The sequence below is a fragment of the Rhodococcus sp. DN22 genome, assembly GCF_036669995.1.
In the GTDB taxonomy this organism is placed as follows: domain Bacteria; phylum Actinomycetota; class Actinomycetes; order Mycobacteriales; family Mycobacteriaceae; genus Rhodococcus_F; species Rhodococcus_F erythropolis.
This window is the reverse complement of sequence record NZ_CP133326.1, coordinates 6,132,257-6,146,794: the sequence shown is the minus strand read 5'-3', so window position 1 is coordinate 6,146,794 and position 14,538 is coordinate 6,132,257. Positions and strand designations below refer to the sequence as shown.

The following is a 14,538-nucleotide window of genomic DNA, read 5'->3' as shown; positions in this document are numbered from 1 at the left end:
GCTTTTTCAGCACCGGATCATCCACAGTTGAAAGAAGGCGCCATGACCACGATCCATCTTCACAAGACGACCACTGCGACGCCCGAACAGGTCCTTGCCGGCCTGACCGACTTCGGCCCGGGCCGTGAGGAAATCTTCGGCCGCAGTGCGGACAGCTACCTGAAAGTGCACCAACAAGGACCCCACGATGCTGATGTCACCGAGGGCTCCAGTGGTATCTGGGAGCGTCTGCACTACGACTGGACCGACCCGCACCGCGTCGTGATGACAACCACCGACTCCAACCTGTGGGGCGGGGCGTCGAGCCATACCTACACGCTGACCCGGCAGCCGACGGGCCTGACCGATGTCGACGCCGTCGTGGTCCGGGACGGCAAGAACCTCAAGGGAAAGCTCCTGGCGTCGGTACTCGGACTCGTCGGCACCCAAGTGCTGGGAAAGTCGTTCACGAAGTCCATCGATGCCATCGAAGCTCGCAACGGTGGCGCGAGCGGCGGCAACCCATAGTGACAAGAACCTGACGGACTTGTCAGAGAGCTTCGAGGGCGTCCGTCATCTTCTTCACCGTCTCCGGTGCCACTTTGGCTTCGAATCCCGCCTTCAGGAGAGGCGACGCAATCTTGGCGGCACCGTTGAACTCGACGTTCGCGTGATACTCGATCTCGGTCGAGTTCGGACCCACCGAAGTCAAGGTGATGTCGTCGGTACTGGTGGCAGTCTTGTTCTTTCCTTCGAGAACAACGTGATTCAGCTCGTCGGTCACCAGCGTGTACGTCAGTTCCGTGGTGACGCCGAACAGCTTCGACACGTTGTGCCATTGGGTTCCGACGCCGACAGGACCGTCGGAGATCTGCGTGCAACTCTCGGTGCCCGGATCCCACGTCGGCGCATTGGCGAAGTCGCGGAGAAACGCCGCAGCCTTCTCGATCGGTACCTCGGCGGTGAATTTGCGGGTGACGTCAACCATGCGGTGGGCCTTTCGGTTCATTTTTCGGCGGTAGTGCCGCGGTGAGAGTTCGTTCCGACGCCCGGGCTACCCAAACTCGACAAACGGTAACCGTCTTCAGAGGACTGCGCGGTCCAGTGGACGCGGAAGCGGATCGAGTGCGCCGGTCTCGCGCAGGCGCTCGTAAGCCAAAACGACCCCATCGCCGGCCCCGATCTGTAGCAACACGCCGCCCGGTAACGCGGCAACGCCTGCTGCGAGGTCACCCGGGATCGCGTCAGCACGAGCGGACGAGAGGTAGCCGACTCGGCCGATCACGGGATCACCGACGCGATAGTCGGACTCGTCTTCGAGAGCGTCGAGGATGTTGTCGTCGGTGACGTCTCCGAAATCCGGTTCCCATACAGCGGCGAGCATCCGAAGTAGTTCTGTCTCAGGAACTTCGGCGGTGTCCGGAGCAATGACAGCAAGAACCATCGACTGAAGAATAATCTCCGGTTCGCCACCGGCTAATCCAGATAGCTCAAGTCCCCAATCGGGATCGCTACCGGATACGAGCCCCAATCCAATTCCCAGACGATCCGACCAGTCTTCGGCAGCCTGCGCGTTCTCTAGCAGCTGTGCCAACTGGTCGACGGTTACGGAAGTGGCAGGTCCGGAGGAATGGACCTGTTGCCACGATCCGTCGACCGACTCGGGCAACAGGAACACGACTTGTTCCAAGGTTTGGCGCCACCGGGAGGCCACGGCCGGCACCGATTCCGGCCGTCGTCCCCAGAAAACTCGAATAGCGCGCCGTGTCATCGAGTCCTCCGGTAAGGATCGTCCATGGGTAGCCATATCCCGTCTTCGTGGATTCCGAGATCAGTGGCACCGCCGGTGAGAGCGTCGACGGCCGCGAGAACGGCAGGGCGCGTTTCGTTCTCACGACACAGGAGTGACCACGTCCAGATTGCCGCCGGGTCGATCATCGGGCGTGCCGTGAGATCGCTCGGCAGCGTGATGGTCTGCCCTTTGGGCGAGTTGACGACCGGACGGCCGACGGCACGGACGTGATCGAAGAATGCCGGACCGGTGATACCACCGTCGTTGATGCGCAGGATCTGTGCGCCGGTATCGCGAGCGAATTCTTCGGCGTAGACGTTCCACGAATACCAGGAGGTGGTGTCGTCGTCGACGAGTACGACGACGTCGCGTGCCCGCACCGGTGTGGTGTCCTCTCCGGTGGAGACCGCGTACAGCCGATCCGCACCGAGCAGTCTTGCGCTCAGAGCATGTTGGGCGACATCGGTTTTCCGCACCCAGGCGATCGCCAGGTCGAGGCTGCCGTCCGCTACCCGCGCGGCCTGCGCGTGCGAAGGCACCACCCAGGCGTCGACGTGCAGTTGCGCGACCCCTGAAGTGCGCGCGATCAGATCCGTGGGGAGCCAATTGACGTAGCCGATCCGGACGGGCTCCGCTCCGGACAGACGCTCCGCGCGGCGTCGCAGATTCTCGGCACTCTCGAGTAGCGCACGGACATCGGGGAGCAGCGCCGCGCCGGCTGGCGTCAGAGCGACGGAACGGCGGTCGCGGACGAACAGCTTGACGCCGAGATCGCGCTCGAGTGCCATGATCTGCTGCGACAATGACGGCCCGGCTATCAGTAGTCGTGCCGCGGCTCGGCCGAAGTGCAGTTCCTCGGCGACGACCTCGAAGTATCTCAGCTGACGCAGCTCCACGATCCTTCATGCTACGTGCGGTGGGAGGTTGCGCCTATCAGTCAGGAGCAAAGCGGTCGTGGCGGTCCGGCGCGGCCGGGGCACACGATAAGACCATGAGCACAGTCCACAACGGCGTCTCCCCACGAGCGCACGCTGTCCAAGCTGCCGCTGCGCTGGCGGCGAGCATGGGAATCGGTCGATTCGTGTACACACCGATTCTGCCGTTGATGCACACGCAGGCCGGTCTGTCCGCCTCGCTCGGCGCAACCTTGGCGACAGCGAACTACCTCGGGTACCTCATCGGCGCGCTCGCGGGAATCCTCATTCCCGGCGCGGTGCGCTCGGCAGCGGTGATGCGCACGTCGTTGGTGGTCCTCATCGCGACTTTGGCGCTCATGCCCACTACCCACGACGGATCCATCTGGTTCGCCCTGCGGCTCATCGCAGGCATTGCCAGTGCCCTCGTCTTCATGATCGCCGTCAGCGCTTTGCACGCGCACCTTCGGGGGCAGTCCCAATTCCTGGCCGGATGGGGATTCGGCGGAGTTGGGCTGGGTATCGCCCTGTCCGGGGTCCTCGTGTTCGTCGTCCGCTTCATCGGTTCCTGGGGTACTGCCTGGCTGGCGTCTGCGGGCCTTGCAGTGGTGTGTGCGGTCGCCGCCTGGGGATTGACGCCGGAACCGCGTCCGATCATCACGCCGGACGCGCCGGGAACTCCCAGTTCCCATCGCTGGTTCACCGCCCTGGTCATCAGTTATTTCCTGGAAGGCATCGGCTACATCATCGCGGGCACGTTCCTTGTTGCCGCAATCGATCTCGCCGCTCTGCAATGGGTGGGCAGCGGCGCTTGGATAGTGGTCGGTCTGGCCGCATTTCCCTCGTGCGCCCTGTGGGCTTGGCTCAGCCTGCGTTGGTCGAGGCCGACTCTGCTTCTCGTTGCCCTGTTGATTCAGGCGGTGGGCATAGCGCTTCCTGCTGTGATCGGAGGCGTCGGCCCCGCACTGATTTCAGCTTTCCTGTTCGGTGTCACCTTCCTCGGTATCGGGTCAATTGTGTTGGCAATCGGCGCGCACCTGCAGTTCCCACGCGCCGTGGCGTTGCTGACCGCTGGATACAGCGTCGGTCAGATTCTCGGCCCACTCGTTGTCACTCCGTTGCTGCGAGACGGGTATCGCGACGCTCTGCTGTTGGGTGCGGCCGTCGTCCTGGGCGCGGCAGTGGCCGCCGCGGTTTTGCGGTTCCGATTCCCTTCCGATCTCGATGCGGACCCTCGGACGGCCACCTCGACTGAGGAGGTAGTTTTTGATGTCAGATGACGAAACCGCCGGAGCACTACCCGACGTAGGACTGGAGATGTTCGAATGAGCGCACTCACAACCGATCTCGACCTGAAGGTCCCTGTCATCGCAGCCCCCATGGCCGGCGGCGCTTCCACACCGGCACTAGTTGCTGCTGCCTCTCGCGCAGGCGGTCTCGGCTTCCTCGCCGCCGGGTACAAGACGCCTCAGGCTCTGTCCGACCAGATCGACGCCGTGCGCGCCGAGGGAGTGTCCTTCGGTGTCAACGTCTTTGCGCCCAACCCGGTGCCTGTCGATGTCGATGCCTACCGTGCCTATGCCAGGGCGATCCAGGTCGAGGCGGATCGCTACGGCATCACACTGGCTGACGGTGAGCCGGTCGAAGACGACGACTACTTCGAGGACAAGATCGATCTGCTCCTGGCCAGCCCGGTTCCGGTGGTCAGCTTCACCTTCGGCTTTCCCGCACCCGGCGTCATCAAGGCGCTGCGCGCTGCCGGTTCACTTGTCGTCCTCACAGTGACTTCGGAGGCAGAGGCGGTCCTTGCCGTCGACGCCGGTGCCGATCTGCTTGTCGTGCAATCGTCGGCTGCCGGCGGCCACTCCGGAACGCTCACCCCCCTGCAAGTTCCGGCAGAAACACCGATCACCGAACTGATCGCACAAATCCGTCACCGCACGTCGGTTCCGCTATTGGCGGCCGGTGGACTGGCGACCTCCGCCGACGTCGCTGCTGCCTTACGTGCCCGAGCGGACGCGGCAGTGGTCGGTACTGTGCTGCTGCGCACCGAGGAGAGTGGTGCCTCGGCTCCGCACAAGGCAGCTCTGGCCGACACGTCCCGCGGGAACACGGTCGTCACAAGAGCTTTCACGGGACGTCCTGCACGGGCGCTTCGGAACGAGTTCATCGATCGCTACGACGCACAAGCGCCCATCGGGTATCCGGCCATCCATCACCTGACCAACCCGATGCGCAAAGCCGCTGTTGCGCAGGCAGATCCCGAGCGAATGCACCTGTGGGCCGGTACTGGCTATCGCCACGCGACGGAGGAACCAGCCGGGGTAGTGCTTTCGCGATTGGCTAACCTGTGACGGCGCGGACACCGAACATCACATTGCCCGAGGTAGTGACATACGACGGGTTGCCCGGGTCCGCCGGTGGTGCACACTCGCTTCGAGTCAAGCGTCCCGATGTTGCATTTCAGCGGCTGCAGACATTCCTGGAATCCTGCACCGAACCAGTGTCGTTGCCGTCGTGGACGTTCGAGATCTACCAGAGGGGGCCATCCGAGCCGACCGCGCAGTTGTCATCGTTCGCTACCGAGCTCTTCGGTGGGCCCCGCTACAAAGCGCAAACCCATACCGAATGGAACGTCCCACCTGGTTCTGTCAACGAAGCGCTCGATGCCCTCGTTGGTTCCGATGCGGTCACAACCCACGGACGTTCTTTGGCGGCACTGACCTGCAGCACGCCTATACGCCTGATCGACCCCAACACGCGCGCGCCGTACCCTGACATCACCCCCGACGCGTTCGGCCGTTTTGCCGTGGATGGATACGGCCGGACTCTGGGTGACTCAGGCATACGCGCAACCCTTGGCAACGCGGCATCCTCACTGTCCCTGTGGCTCAACCTGCCTGCAGACGAACGGTTGTCGTCCGGTGCTCGTCACCTACAAGACCATCTCCCGTTCCGGTTGTCCGCGAAACACTGGCGTCTCTGGCGGCCGAACCGGAGCGCAGACTCTTACCGTTCCAACAAGATTCCGTCGCCGGTTCACGACCACGTTTGAATCACGCAGCAAGCATTCCGAGTTGCGCACCACCCATACCGCGCGTGGCACGTTGTCAGAATGCGTCTTCCTCGAGTTCCATGATCTCGTTGTCGAGGGAACCCAGGATTTCTTTGGTCGACGCGAGGATAGGCAGGATGTTCTTGGCGAAGTACGACGCGATGACCACCTTGCCCCGGAAGAACGACCGGTCCTTTGCAGGCGCTTCACGGTCCAAGGCTGCCAACGCGACTTCCGCTTGCACCAACAGGCGCCATCCGATGAGCAGGTCGCCTACCGCGTACAGAAAGCGCACCGAGCCGAGGCCTATCTTGTACAACTCGGAGGGTTGGTCCTGGGAAGCCATCAGATACCCGGTGAGCGTCCCGGCCATCTCCTGCACGTCGGTCAAGGCGGTCTCGAGTAGGACTCGCTCGGCCTTGAGTCGACCGTTCCCGGCCTCACTGTCGATGAACTCTCGTATGCGACCGGCTACGTGAGCGAGTGCAACGCCGCGGTCGCGTGCGATCTTCCGAAAGAAGAAGTCCTGCGCCTGGATTGCCGTGGTGCCCTCGTACAGGGTGTCGATCTTGGCATCGCGGATGTACTGCTCGATGGGGTAGTCCTGAAGATAACCGGAGCCGCCCAGGGTCTGCAGGCTCTCGGTGAGCAGTTCGTAGGCCTTTTCGGAACCGACGCCCTTGACGATCGGCAGCAGCAGATCGTTGACCCGCGCCGCCAATTCGGCATCCGCCCCCGAAACCAACTCGGCGACATCAGCATTCTGGTGTGCAGCGGTGTAGAGGTAGACCGCTCGGAGGCCTTCGGCGTAGGCCTTCTGCATCGCCAGGCTGCGTCGGACGTCGGGGTGATGCGTAATGGCCACACGGGGTGCGGTCTTGTTTGTCAGCTCGGTAAGGTCTGCACCTTGAATTCGTTCTTTCGCATACTCGAGGGCGTTGAGATAGCCGGTGGACAGTGTTCCGGTAGCCTTGGTGCCCACCATCATTCGAGCGTTCTCGATGACCTGGAACATCTGGGCGATACCGTTGTGGACATCACCCACGAGCCAGCCGACGGCAGGAACATCCGTCGCTCCGAAGGTGAGCTCACAAGTTGGGGAAGACTTGAGACCCATCTTGTGCTCGACGCCGGTGACGTACACGCCGTTGCGCTCTCCCAGTTCAAGTGTGTCCGAGTTGAAATGGGACTTCGGAACGTAGAACAGGCTCAAACCTTTGGTTCCTGGACCGGCGCCCTCGGGCCGGGCAAGCACCAAGTGGAAGAGGTTCTCGGCCGTGTCTCCGACGTCGCCACCGGAGATGAACCGCTTGACGCCCTCGATGTGCCAGGTGCCGTCGTCCTGCGCGATTGCCTTTGTTCGGCCTGCGCCTACATCGGATCCGGCGTCTGGTTCGGTGAGCACCATCGTTCCGGCCCATCCGCGCTCGAATCCTTCTTTGGCCCAGTGTTTTTGCTGTTCGTTTCCGATGGTGTAGAGCACGCTCGCCATCAGTGGACCCATGTTGAAAAAGCTTGCGGATCCGTTTGCCGCGACCAACATTTCGCCGATCGCCCAGACCAACGGTGCAGGAGCAGGAACACCACCCATGCCTTCTGGTAGGCCGAGTCGCGACCAGCCGGCCTCGTTCACCGCCTCGACCGTCTTGCGCAGAGGTTCCGGGACCACAACTGCGTGATTGGGTGCGTCGAATTCGACAGGGTTCCGATCCGCGTCGGCGAAGGACGCGGCGACCGGGCCTTCTGCCAGTCTCGCTACTTCCGCAAGAATGTTGCGCACAGTGTCGGTGTCGAGGTCCCCGTAAGCGCCGACATCCAACAGTTCGCCGATCCCGAGTACCTCGAACAGATTGAACTCGATATCACGCACGTTGCTTTTGTAGTGACCCATTGTTCTCCGACCTTGGTTCGTCAGCAATACGATTCGTCAGCAGATACGGCTCGTCAGCAGTACACAAGAAAGCCTGCCCCACAAGGAATTCAGTACGCAACCGTAGGTAGAGACGAGTGCCGTTGCTACAAAGTAGCGCCGAGTCGCTCTCAATGAAACATTCACTCGTACAATCGGTTTCCGCTGGTGGGGGCGCATATCAGTCGCGTAGCATCCTCTACGATCAAAGCAGCTGCGCACCAATTGAAGTGCCCGTCCTCACCTTCGGCATCATACGCATTCGGTGTGATCAGTGAACATGCTGATCGGTAGACCAAGAGCGCCTCTCGTTGGTAGCCGAGACGTTCCTCGACCGGCGTGTAGAGCCAGTTCTGTTTCGTGAGCCTTTGGTATCGGTCAGAGGGTGAGTAGCACTTTGGTGGCGCGCCGCTCGTCCATCGCCCGGTAGCCTGCGGCGGCGTCCTCCAACGGGAGAGTGAGGTCGAAGACGATGCCTGGGTCGATCTGGTCGGTCATGATGAGCTCGATCAGTTCGGGTAGGAATCGCCTGACCGGCGCGGGACCGCCGAGCAGGCTCACCGTCGCGAAGAACAGGTTCATGCCGTCGAGTTCGACGCCGTGGGATACCCCGACGTAGCCGACATGTCCGCCGGGGCGGGTAGCTCCGATAGCCTGCATCATCGATTCTTGGGTACCTACGGCTTCGACGGTCGAGTGGGCGCCGTAGCCGCCGGTGAGTTCCTTGATCTTCGCGATGCCCGCGTCGCCCCGCTCTTCGACGATGTCGGTGGCGCCGAATTGTGTGGCGAGTGCCTGCCGGTCGGCGTGACGTGACATGGCAATGATCCGCTCGGCGCCGAGTTGTCTGGCAGCGAGGATCGCCAAAAGTCCGACTGCGCCGTCGCCGACGACGGCGACCGTTTTGCCAGGTCCGGCTTCCGCAGCTACGGCGGCGAACCAACCGGTGCCGAGTACGTCGGAGGCTGCAAGGAGGCTGCGGGCCTGCCGCTCGGTCGGCTCTCCGTGGACAGGGACGAGGGTGCCGTCCGCGAGCGGGATGCGAGCGTATTCGGATTGGGTGCCGACCGAGCCCATCATGACCTGGTGGATACAGCGAGACTGAAAGCCGGCCTCGCAGATTTCGCAGGTGTTGTCCGACGCGACGAACGAGCCCACGACGAAGTCCCCAACTTCGATGTCGTTGACGTCGGGGCCGACCTGTTCGACGACGCCCACGTATTCGTGTCCCATCGGCGTCGGGCCATTCAGCTCTTCGATGCCGCGGTACGGCCAGAGGTCGGAACCGCAGACGCAGGTGGCTGTAACGCGAATGATCGCGTCGGTCGGTTCGACGATCACCGGCGCTTCGATCTCTTCGACCCGGACGTCGCCGGGGGCATGCATGACGACAGCGCGCATGACGTGGCTCCTCACCATCGGTTTTCTCGTGTCACTTCAACCTGATCACGATTTGGCGGCGTGCGGGAGTCCCGCGCGATAGTGGTACTGCGAGGGACTCCCTCGCTACCGGTCACTGACTTACGCTCGATGGCATGGACGATCGAGCGCAAGTACGCGAATTCCTGACCTCGCGGCGCGCCCGAGTCACGCCCGAACAAGTTGGACTTCCGGCCGGATCGAACCGCCGCGTGGACGGTCTACGTCGAAGTGAAGTGGCAACCCTCGCCGGCGTGAGCGTCGAGTACTACACGAGGCTCGAGCGCGGAGCGATCAGCGGCGCATCGCCGGGTGTACTCGACAGTATCGCGAAGGCCTTACGACTCGACGACGCCGAGCGCGCCCACCTTTTTGATCTCGCGCACGCGGCAAGCCCGGTAGCCAGACCCCCGCGTCGGCGAAATGCGAAGGGCTGGAAGCCCCATCAGAGCCTGCAGTGGGCGCTTGATGCAGTCACCGCGGGACCCGCTTTCGTGCGGAACGGTCGCATGGATCTTCTTGCTGTCAACCCACTCGCGCGTGCGTTCTACAAGGACCTCTACGACATGCCGGGGCAGCCCCCGAACATCGCGCGCTTCACGTTCCTCGACGAAAGGGCTTTCGAGTTTTATCCGGACTGGAACGAGTTTGCCGAGGTGACCGTCTCGATTCTGCGAACCGAGGCCGGGCGAGATCCTCACAACAAGGAATTGCACGATCTGATCGGTGAACTCAGCACTCGGAGTGAGGAATTCCGGCGTCGGTGGGGCGCGCACGACGTCCGCCATCACGGCACCGGATTCAAGACATTTCACCACTCCGCCGTGGGGGAGCTGACGCTTGCCTTCGAAGGTTTGGAGATGGCCGCCGAGCCGGGGTTGACGCTCACGATCTACACCGCAGAGCCGGGATCGCCGTCCGCGGAACGGATGCAGTTACTCGCCTCGTTGGCAGCCAGTGAGAATGCGGACTCTTCGCCTCACGTGTCGGAGCGGTCGCTGACGGACGGCTGACGAACTGCGCGACGGTTGATCGGGTCGTCAGTTGACGACTTCGACGGCGGTGCGCTTCGTGCGTTCCTTGCGCAACAGGATCATCAGCGGCAGAAAGTAGAGAGCGGCAACGCCGGTGCCTACCAACACCGGCCCAGTGGCACCGAGACTCGAGGCGAACGCAAACCCGGCGATCCAGGAGCCGACCGCCGTGCCCAGATTGAACGACGAGGTGCTGAGAGCAGAAGCCATCGTCGGCGCCTGATCGGCATAACGCACAGCCATCCCGATCAGGATGGGATTGGTCGACATGCCGAATAGTCCCAGCATTACTACGAGAATCACTGTCACGATCACGTTGTGCGAGAAGAGGCAGAGCGCCCCGAGCACGAGAAACGTCATCGCTGCCGAGACGAACAAGACCCCGTACTGATGCTTCGCACCGAGTCGACCGCCGAGATTGGAGCCGACGAACGCACCGAGTCCGTAGCCGACAAGCACTAGCGGCACTGCCGACGCAGCAAGTCCCGTGTTCTCGGTCAACAGCGGAGAGATGAAGCTGTACGCCGCCAGCGACGACCCGCACACGACGGCGCAACCGGACAGAACGAGCCAGATGCGTCCGTCCCGTAGGCTCGCGATCTCCGCTCGCCAGGACGGCACCGCACCGGAGTCGGTGTCGGCGGGTACCAATCGGTGGACGACGGCCGCGGCGACGAGTGCGAGGGCGGCGAGGGCCCAGAAAGGACCACGCCACCCGATGCTCTGACCGGCCAGAGCGCCGAGCGGAACACCGATGACGTTCGCGAGCATGCCTCCACCCAAGACGATGCCGAGCGCGCGCGAGGAAGACGCCGGGCCTGCCGCTTTTGCTCCGACCACTGCAGCGACTGCCCAGAATGCGCCCGTCGCCACGGCTGTGAGGAAGCGGGCGCCGAGAATGAGTCCGAAGTTGGACGAGAGCGCGACGATGACGTGTCCGATCGCGAAAACAATCAGGGCCGAGCTCAAGGTCACGCGTCGGGGAACCCTGAGTGTCAAGATCGCCATCGCCGGCGTGCCGACAATCATTCCGATCGCGAAGACGGTGATCATCAGGCCGACGTTCGCGATCGACGTCCCGAGGTCACCCGCAATCTCGGGAAGAATGCCGGCGACGACGAATTCGGTTGTGCCCATCAAGAAAACTCCGACGGCCAGCACGTAGATCACGAGCGGCAGGCGGCCGGTTTCTTCGACGGTCGGGGCGGAAATCATGAGGTGGTCAGTTCTCTTTCTGTTGACGACGCGCATGTCGTGGCGCACCCGTCCAGGGCATCACGCCTGTCGCCTGCGAGGGAGTCCCGGTCGTTGGGGGTACTCGAAGGGACTCCCGGTGTGGCCGATTGCGCGCTACCGTCGGCGCAAAGACTGCCTGAACCCGGGAGGCGCGCCCATGACACGACGACAGATCCGAGGGCTCGGCGCCGCAGTGCTCCTTTCGGCCTTCCTGACTGCCTGCGGTAGCGAGGATCCTGAAGGGCCCGGTCCGCAGGCAAGCACGACAACACGATCGGCGCCCGCCGCGGCCTTCGGTGAACCCGAGACCGTCGCCGACGGCTTGGACGCGCCCTGGTCGATCGCATTCCACGGCGATACACCACTTGTCAGTGAGCGCGACAGCGCGCGAATCCTCGAACTCGACGCCGGCGGAAACAGCCGCGAGGTGGGAGTCGTCGACGGCGTCAGCCCCAGAGGTGAGGGTGGTTTACTAGGGATCGCAGTACGTGAAAACCGCCTGTACGCGTACTTCACCGCGAACGGGGAGAACAGGATCGAACGCTTCGACATCATCGGTGCTCCGGGGGAATTCGCGCTCGGGCCGGCCGAGACGATTCTCGACGGGCTCGCTTCGGCCAACTACCACAACGGTGGTCGCATCGCGTTCGGCCCGGACGGGATGCTGTACGTGACCGTCGGTGATGCCGGTAGTCGAGTCAGAGCTCAGGACCTCGACTCGATGTCCGGGAAAATCCTTCGAATGACTCCGGATGGCGATGTGCCGCTAGATAATCCATTTCCGAACTCGTTTGTCTACAGCTACGGCCACCGCAACTCCCAGGGCATTGCCTGGACCGAGGACGGCACGATGTACGCCAGCGAGTTCGGGCAGGACACCTGGGACGAGCTCAACAAGATCGAAGCAGGCGGAAACTACGGGTGGCCCGAGGTCGAAGGGATTGCGGGTGAAGACGGATTCATCGACCCGCTCCAACAATGGTCACCGGATGATGCCAGTCCCAGCGGAATCGCCATCCACGACGGCACGATCTACATCGCCAATCTTCGTGGTGAGCGACTCCGCACGGTGCCCTTGACCGATCCCGCGACCGCCGACGAGCAATTCGTCGACGAATACGGGCGCCTCCGTGATGTTGTAGTCGCACCGGACGGGTCGCTGTGGATACTGACGAACAACACCGACGGTCGTGGCGACCCCAACCCCGGTGATGACCGCATCCTTCGCGTGCCGTTGCGCTGATGTCGATTTCCGGCGAACGCAGTACTTCCAGCCCGAGGGTCCTGGCCGAAGCCTGTGATTCACTAATATCTTTACGACAGGTGCGCCGGGTACGGATCGGAGAGACAGCATGGGGACTTGGGGTTCAGGACCTTTCGACAACGACGTAGCGGGCGACCTGCTCAGCGCAGTACAGGCGGGTGACTACGACATCGACGATTACGCTAGCCACCCCGATGGCGGTTATCTCGATGCCGATGATGCTCAAACAGCAATCGCCGTCGCCGAGATTCTTGCGGTTGCGCACGGCGTTGCGCCGAAGCCTGTGCAGCTGGATGGAATTGACGCCGCCGGGTACGTCAGCACCTTGAGCCCGGAGCAGAAGAGTTGGGTCCTCTCCGCACTCGAGCGTGCAGTTTCCGACAGCGACACTTCGGAGTTGTACGAGTTGTGGGAAGAGAACGGTCCGGAAGACCTCGCAGCTTGGCGGGCACCGATCCTGAGCAGATTGGCCAGCCTCAAAACGGTGGGGTAAGCGTCACTCGTCTGCAGTCCCTTGCTTACTCGGAGTTCGACGAGGACAGACTCCCCTTGACGTACCGGGTGGTGTCGTCAGCGAGGATCTCGGCGAGCCCGCTTTCGATACCGTCCAGTGCTTGCGCGGCGACGTCGGCAGGATCGATCTTCTGTTCGGCGGGTACGCCAGCGGCCATGTCGGTATCCATGTATGCGACATGCAGTGCCGATACGGAGATTTTGCGCGGCGCAAGTTCTTCTCGAACGGCGTCGGTCATCGCCCAGGCCGCTGCCTTCGACGACGCGTAAGACCCGAGCGCGGCTGGATGGAACCAGGACAGCACCGACAGAACGTTGAGTATTGTTCCGCCGTCGTTGTTTTCGATGACAGGAGCAAACGCCCGGGTCACGGCGAGCGGGCCGTAGAAGTTGACGTCCATCTCTCGTCGAATGTCATCGATGTCGCCCCCGATCAAGGGCGCCGAGGTAGAGATACCTGCGTTGTTGACCAGCAAGGTCACATCCGATGCGATTTGCGCGGCGGCGGTTATCGATTCGGCGTCCGTCACGTCCAACCTCAGGGGGATGACGCCGGGTAGATCGACAGTTTCCGGATTGCGCGCAGCCGCGTACACCTTTGCGCCGCGCTCGACGAGTCCCGCAGCCAGATGGCGTCCGAGCCCGCGATTGGCTCCTGTGACGACCGCAACCGTCTTGTTCAGGTCCATGATTCTCCCAGAGTTGTGATTGCTCGTGACGTTTAGATTATGAATCAAATCTAAGTGTCGGCTAGGATAGATGTCAAGTGAAATCCAAACTGGAAGGCGTTGTGATGGGCCGCGTATCGCAGCAACAAGCGGAAGAGAACCGTCGGCGCGTCGTGGAAACCGCAGCCCGACTGTTCCGAGAGAAGGGCACTCACCTCAGCGTCGCCGACCTGATGAAGGCGTCGGGGCTGACCCACGGTGGCTTCTACAAGCAGTTCGCGTCCAAGGACGCTCTCATCGACGAAGCGACCACCCACGCCTTCAAGGAACTGGCTCAGCTGCATTCTGCGGGACTCGAAGAGCATGCAGGGCAACGTGACTCCGCCCGAAAAGCTTTGATCGATACCTATCTCTCGGTGGCGCATCGCGACAACCCGGCAGACGGATGCCCCGCTGCTGCGCTCGCCGCCGACATGGCGCGCGAGCCTGCAGACAGCGAGGCCCGTCGGGTTTACACGGAGGGAGTGGGGGATTTTGCCGCAGCTCTTGCCGACGACGAAGCTGTCGGTCTCCTCCGGCTCTCCACCATGCTCGGTGCACTGGTTCTTTCGCGAGCTACCAAGGGTTCCCCGCTCTCCGAGGAAATTCTCGATTCCGCGCGCGTCGAACTGATCAGAGGGCTTCGAGAGCCGCTGTCATCTTCTTGACGGTCTCGGGTGCCCCTGGCCGCGAATCCCGCTTTCACGAGGTCCAGT

General features: G+C 62.6%; 15 protein-coding genes. 8 read left to right on the top strand and 7 right to left on the bottom strand.

Features of this window, described 5'->3' with window-relative positions; translation table 11 throughout:
* The first annotated feature begins 42 nt into the window (after positions 1-42).
* Positions 43-507 carry a hypothetical protein gene (locus RA302_RS28390; protein ID WP_030537166.1) on the top strand — a complete coding sequence of 155 codons (465 nt, stop codon included), beginning with the start codon at positions 43-45 and terminating at the stop codon, positions 505-507.
* A 22-nt stretch (positions 508-529) separates the two neighbouring features.
* On the opposite strand, the gene RA302_RS28385 is transcribed toward RA302_RS28390, so the two are convergent.
* The 3 genes from RA302_RS28385 to RA302_RS28375 all read right to left on the bottom strand — a co-directional run bounded on the left by RA302_RS28385 (position 530) and on the right by RA302_RS28375 (position 2,667).
* Positions 530-967 (bottom strand): SRPBCC family protein, encoded by a 438-nt coding sequence (locus tag RA302_RS28385; protein ID WP_030537167.1) that lies wholly within the window; start codon positions 965-967, stop codon positions 530-532.
* Positions 968-1,063: 96 nt separating this feature from the next.
* Positions 1,064-1,750: a hypothetical protein gene (locus RA302_RS28380; protein WP_030537168.1), complete on the bottom strand. Its 687-nt coding sequence runs from the start codon at positions 1,748-1,750 to the stop codon at positions 1,064-1,066.
* Positions 1,747-2,667, bottom strand: a complete 921-nt coding sequence (locus RA302_RS28375; protein WP_030537169.1) for a LysR family transcriptional regulator — start codon at positions 2,665-2,667, stop codon at positions 1,747-1,749. Before RA302_RS28375 ends, RA302_RS28380 begins: the two co-directional genes overlap by 4 nt.
* Positions 2,668-2,762: 95 nt before the next feature.
* Between RA302_RS28375 and RA302_RS28370 the strand changes: the two genes are divergently transcribed.
* The 3 genes from RA302_RS28370 to RA302_RS28360 are packed head-to-tail and all read left to right on the top strand — an operon-like array spanning position 2,763 to position 5,740.
* The gene (locus tag RA302_RS28370) at positions 2,763-3,965 is read left to right on the top strand and encodes a YbfB/YjiJ family MFS transporter (RefSeq protein WP_030537170.1); all 1,203 of its coding nucleotides are present in this window, start codon (positions 2,763-2,765) and stop codon (positions 3,963-3,965) included.
* A 45-nt stretch (positions 3,966-4,010) separates the two neighbouring features.
* Positions 4,011-5,039, top strand: a complete 1,029-nt coding sequence (locus RA302_RS28365) for a nitronate monooxygenase (RefSeq protein ID WP_007735606.1) — start codon at positions 4,011-4,013, stop codon at positions 5,037-5,039.
* On the top strand, positions 5,036-5,740 hold the full coding sequence (locus tag RA302_RS28360; RefSeq protein WP_030537171.1) for a hypothetical protein: 705 nt from the start codon (positions 5,036-5,038) through the stop codon (positions 5,738-5,740). The genes RA302_RS28365 and RA302_RS28360 overlap by 4 nt, the downstream gene beginning before the upstream one ends.
* 55 nt (positions 5,741-5,795) lie before the next feature.
* Here the strand turns inward: RA302_RS28360 and RA302_RS28355 are convergent, their stop codons facing one another.
* Together RA302_RS28355 and RA302_RS28350 are read right to left on the bottom strand one after the other, a co-directional pair.
* Positions 5,796-7,631, bottom strand: a complete 1,836-nt coding sequence (locus RA302_RS28355) for an acyl-CoA dehydrogenase (protein WP_030537172.1) — start codon at positions 7,629-7,631, stop codon at positions 5,796-5,798.
* 396 nt (positions 7,632-8,027) lie between these two features.
* Complete coding sequence (locus tag RA302_RS28350; protein WP_030537173.1) at positions 8,028-9,050, bottom strand: zinc-dependent alcohol dehydrogenase family protein; 1,023 nt, start codon at positions 9,048-9,050, stop codon at positions 8,028-8,030.
* A 134-nt stretch (positions 9,051-9,184) separates the two neighbouring features.
* Here RA302_RS28350 and RA302_RS28345 point away from each other — a divergent pair, with 134 nt between their 5' ends.
* The gene (locus tag RA302_RS28345) at positions 9,185-10,081 is read left to right on the top strand and encodes a helix-turn-helix transcriptional regulator (RefSeq protein ID WP_030537174.1); all 897 of its coding nucleotides are present in this window, start codon (positions 9,185-9,187) and stop codon (positions 10,079-10,081) included.
* 27 nt (positions 10,082-10,108) lie between these two features.
* Here the strand turns inward: RA302_RS28345 and RA302_RS28340 are convergent, their stop codons facing one another.
* Positions 10,109-11,317, bottom strand: a complete 1,209-nt coding sequence (locus tag RA302_RS28340; RefSeq protein ID WP_070162356.1) for an MFS transporter — start codon at positions 11,315-11,317, stop codon at positions 10,109-10,111.
* A 178-nt stretch (positions 11,318-11,495) separates the two neighbouring features.
* Between RA302_RS28340 and RA302_RS28335 the strand changes: the two genes are divergently transcribed.
* On the top strand, positions 11,496-12,581 hold the full coding sequence (locus RA302_RS28335; RefSeq protein WP_007735615.1) for a PQQ-dependent sugar dehydrogenase: 1,086 nt from the start codon (positions 11,496-11,498) through the stop codon (positions 12,579-12,581).
* A gap of 109 nt (positions 12,582-12,690) precedes the next feature.
* The gene (locus RA302_RS28330; protein ID WP_003942974.1) at positions 12,691-13,095 is read left to right on the top strand and encodes a DUF4259 domain-containing protein; all 405 of its coding nucleotides are present in this window, start codon (positions 12,691-12,693) and stop codon (positions 13,093-13,095) included.
* Positions 13,096-13,120: 25 nt separating this feature from the next.
* On the opposite strand, the gene RA302_RS28325 is transcribed toward RA302_RS28330, so the two are convergent.
* Complete coding sequence (locus RA302_RS28325) at positions 13,121-13,804, bottom strand: SDR family oxidoreductase (protein WP_007735616.1); 684 nt, start codon at positions 13,802-13,804, stop codon at positions 13,121-13,123.
* A gap of 77 nt (positions 13,805-13,881) precedes the next feature.
* On the opposite strand from RA302_RS28325, the gene RA302_RS28320 reads away from it, so the two are divergent.
* On the top strand, positions 13,882-14,490 hold the full coding sequence (locus RA302_RS28320; RefSeq protein ID WP_007735618.1) for a TetR/AcrR family transcriptional regulator: 609 nt from the start codon (positions 13,882-13,884) through the stop codon (positions 14,488-14,490).
* The last annotated feature ends 48 nt before the right edge of the window (positions 14,491-14,538 follow it).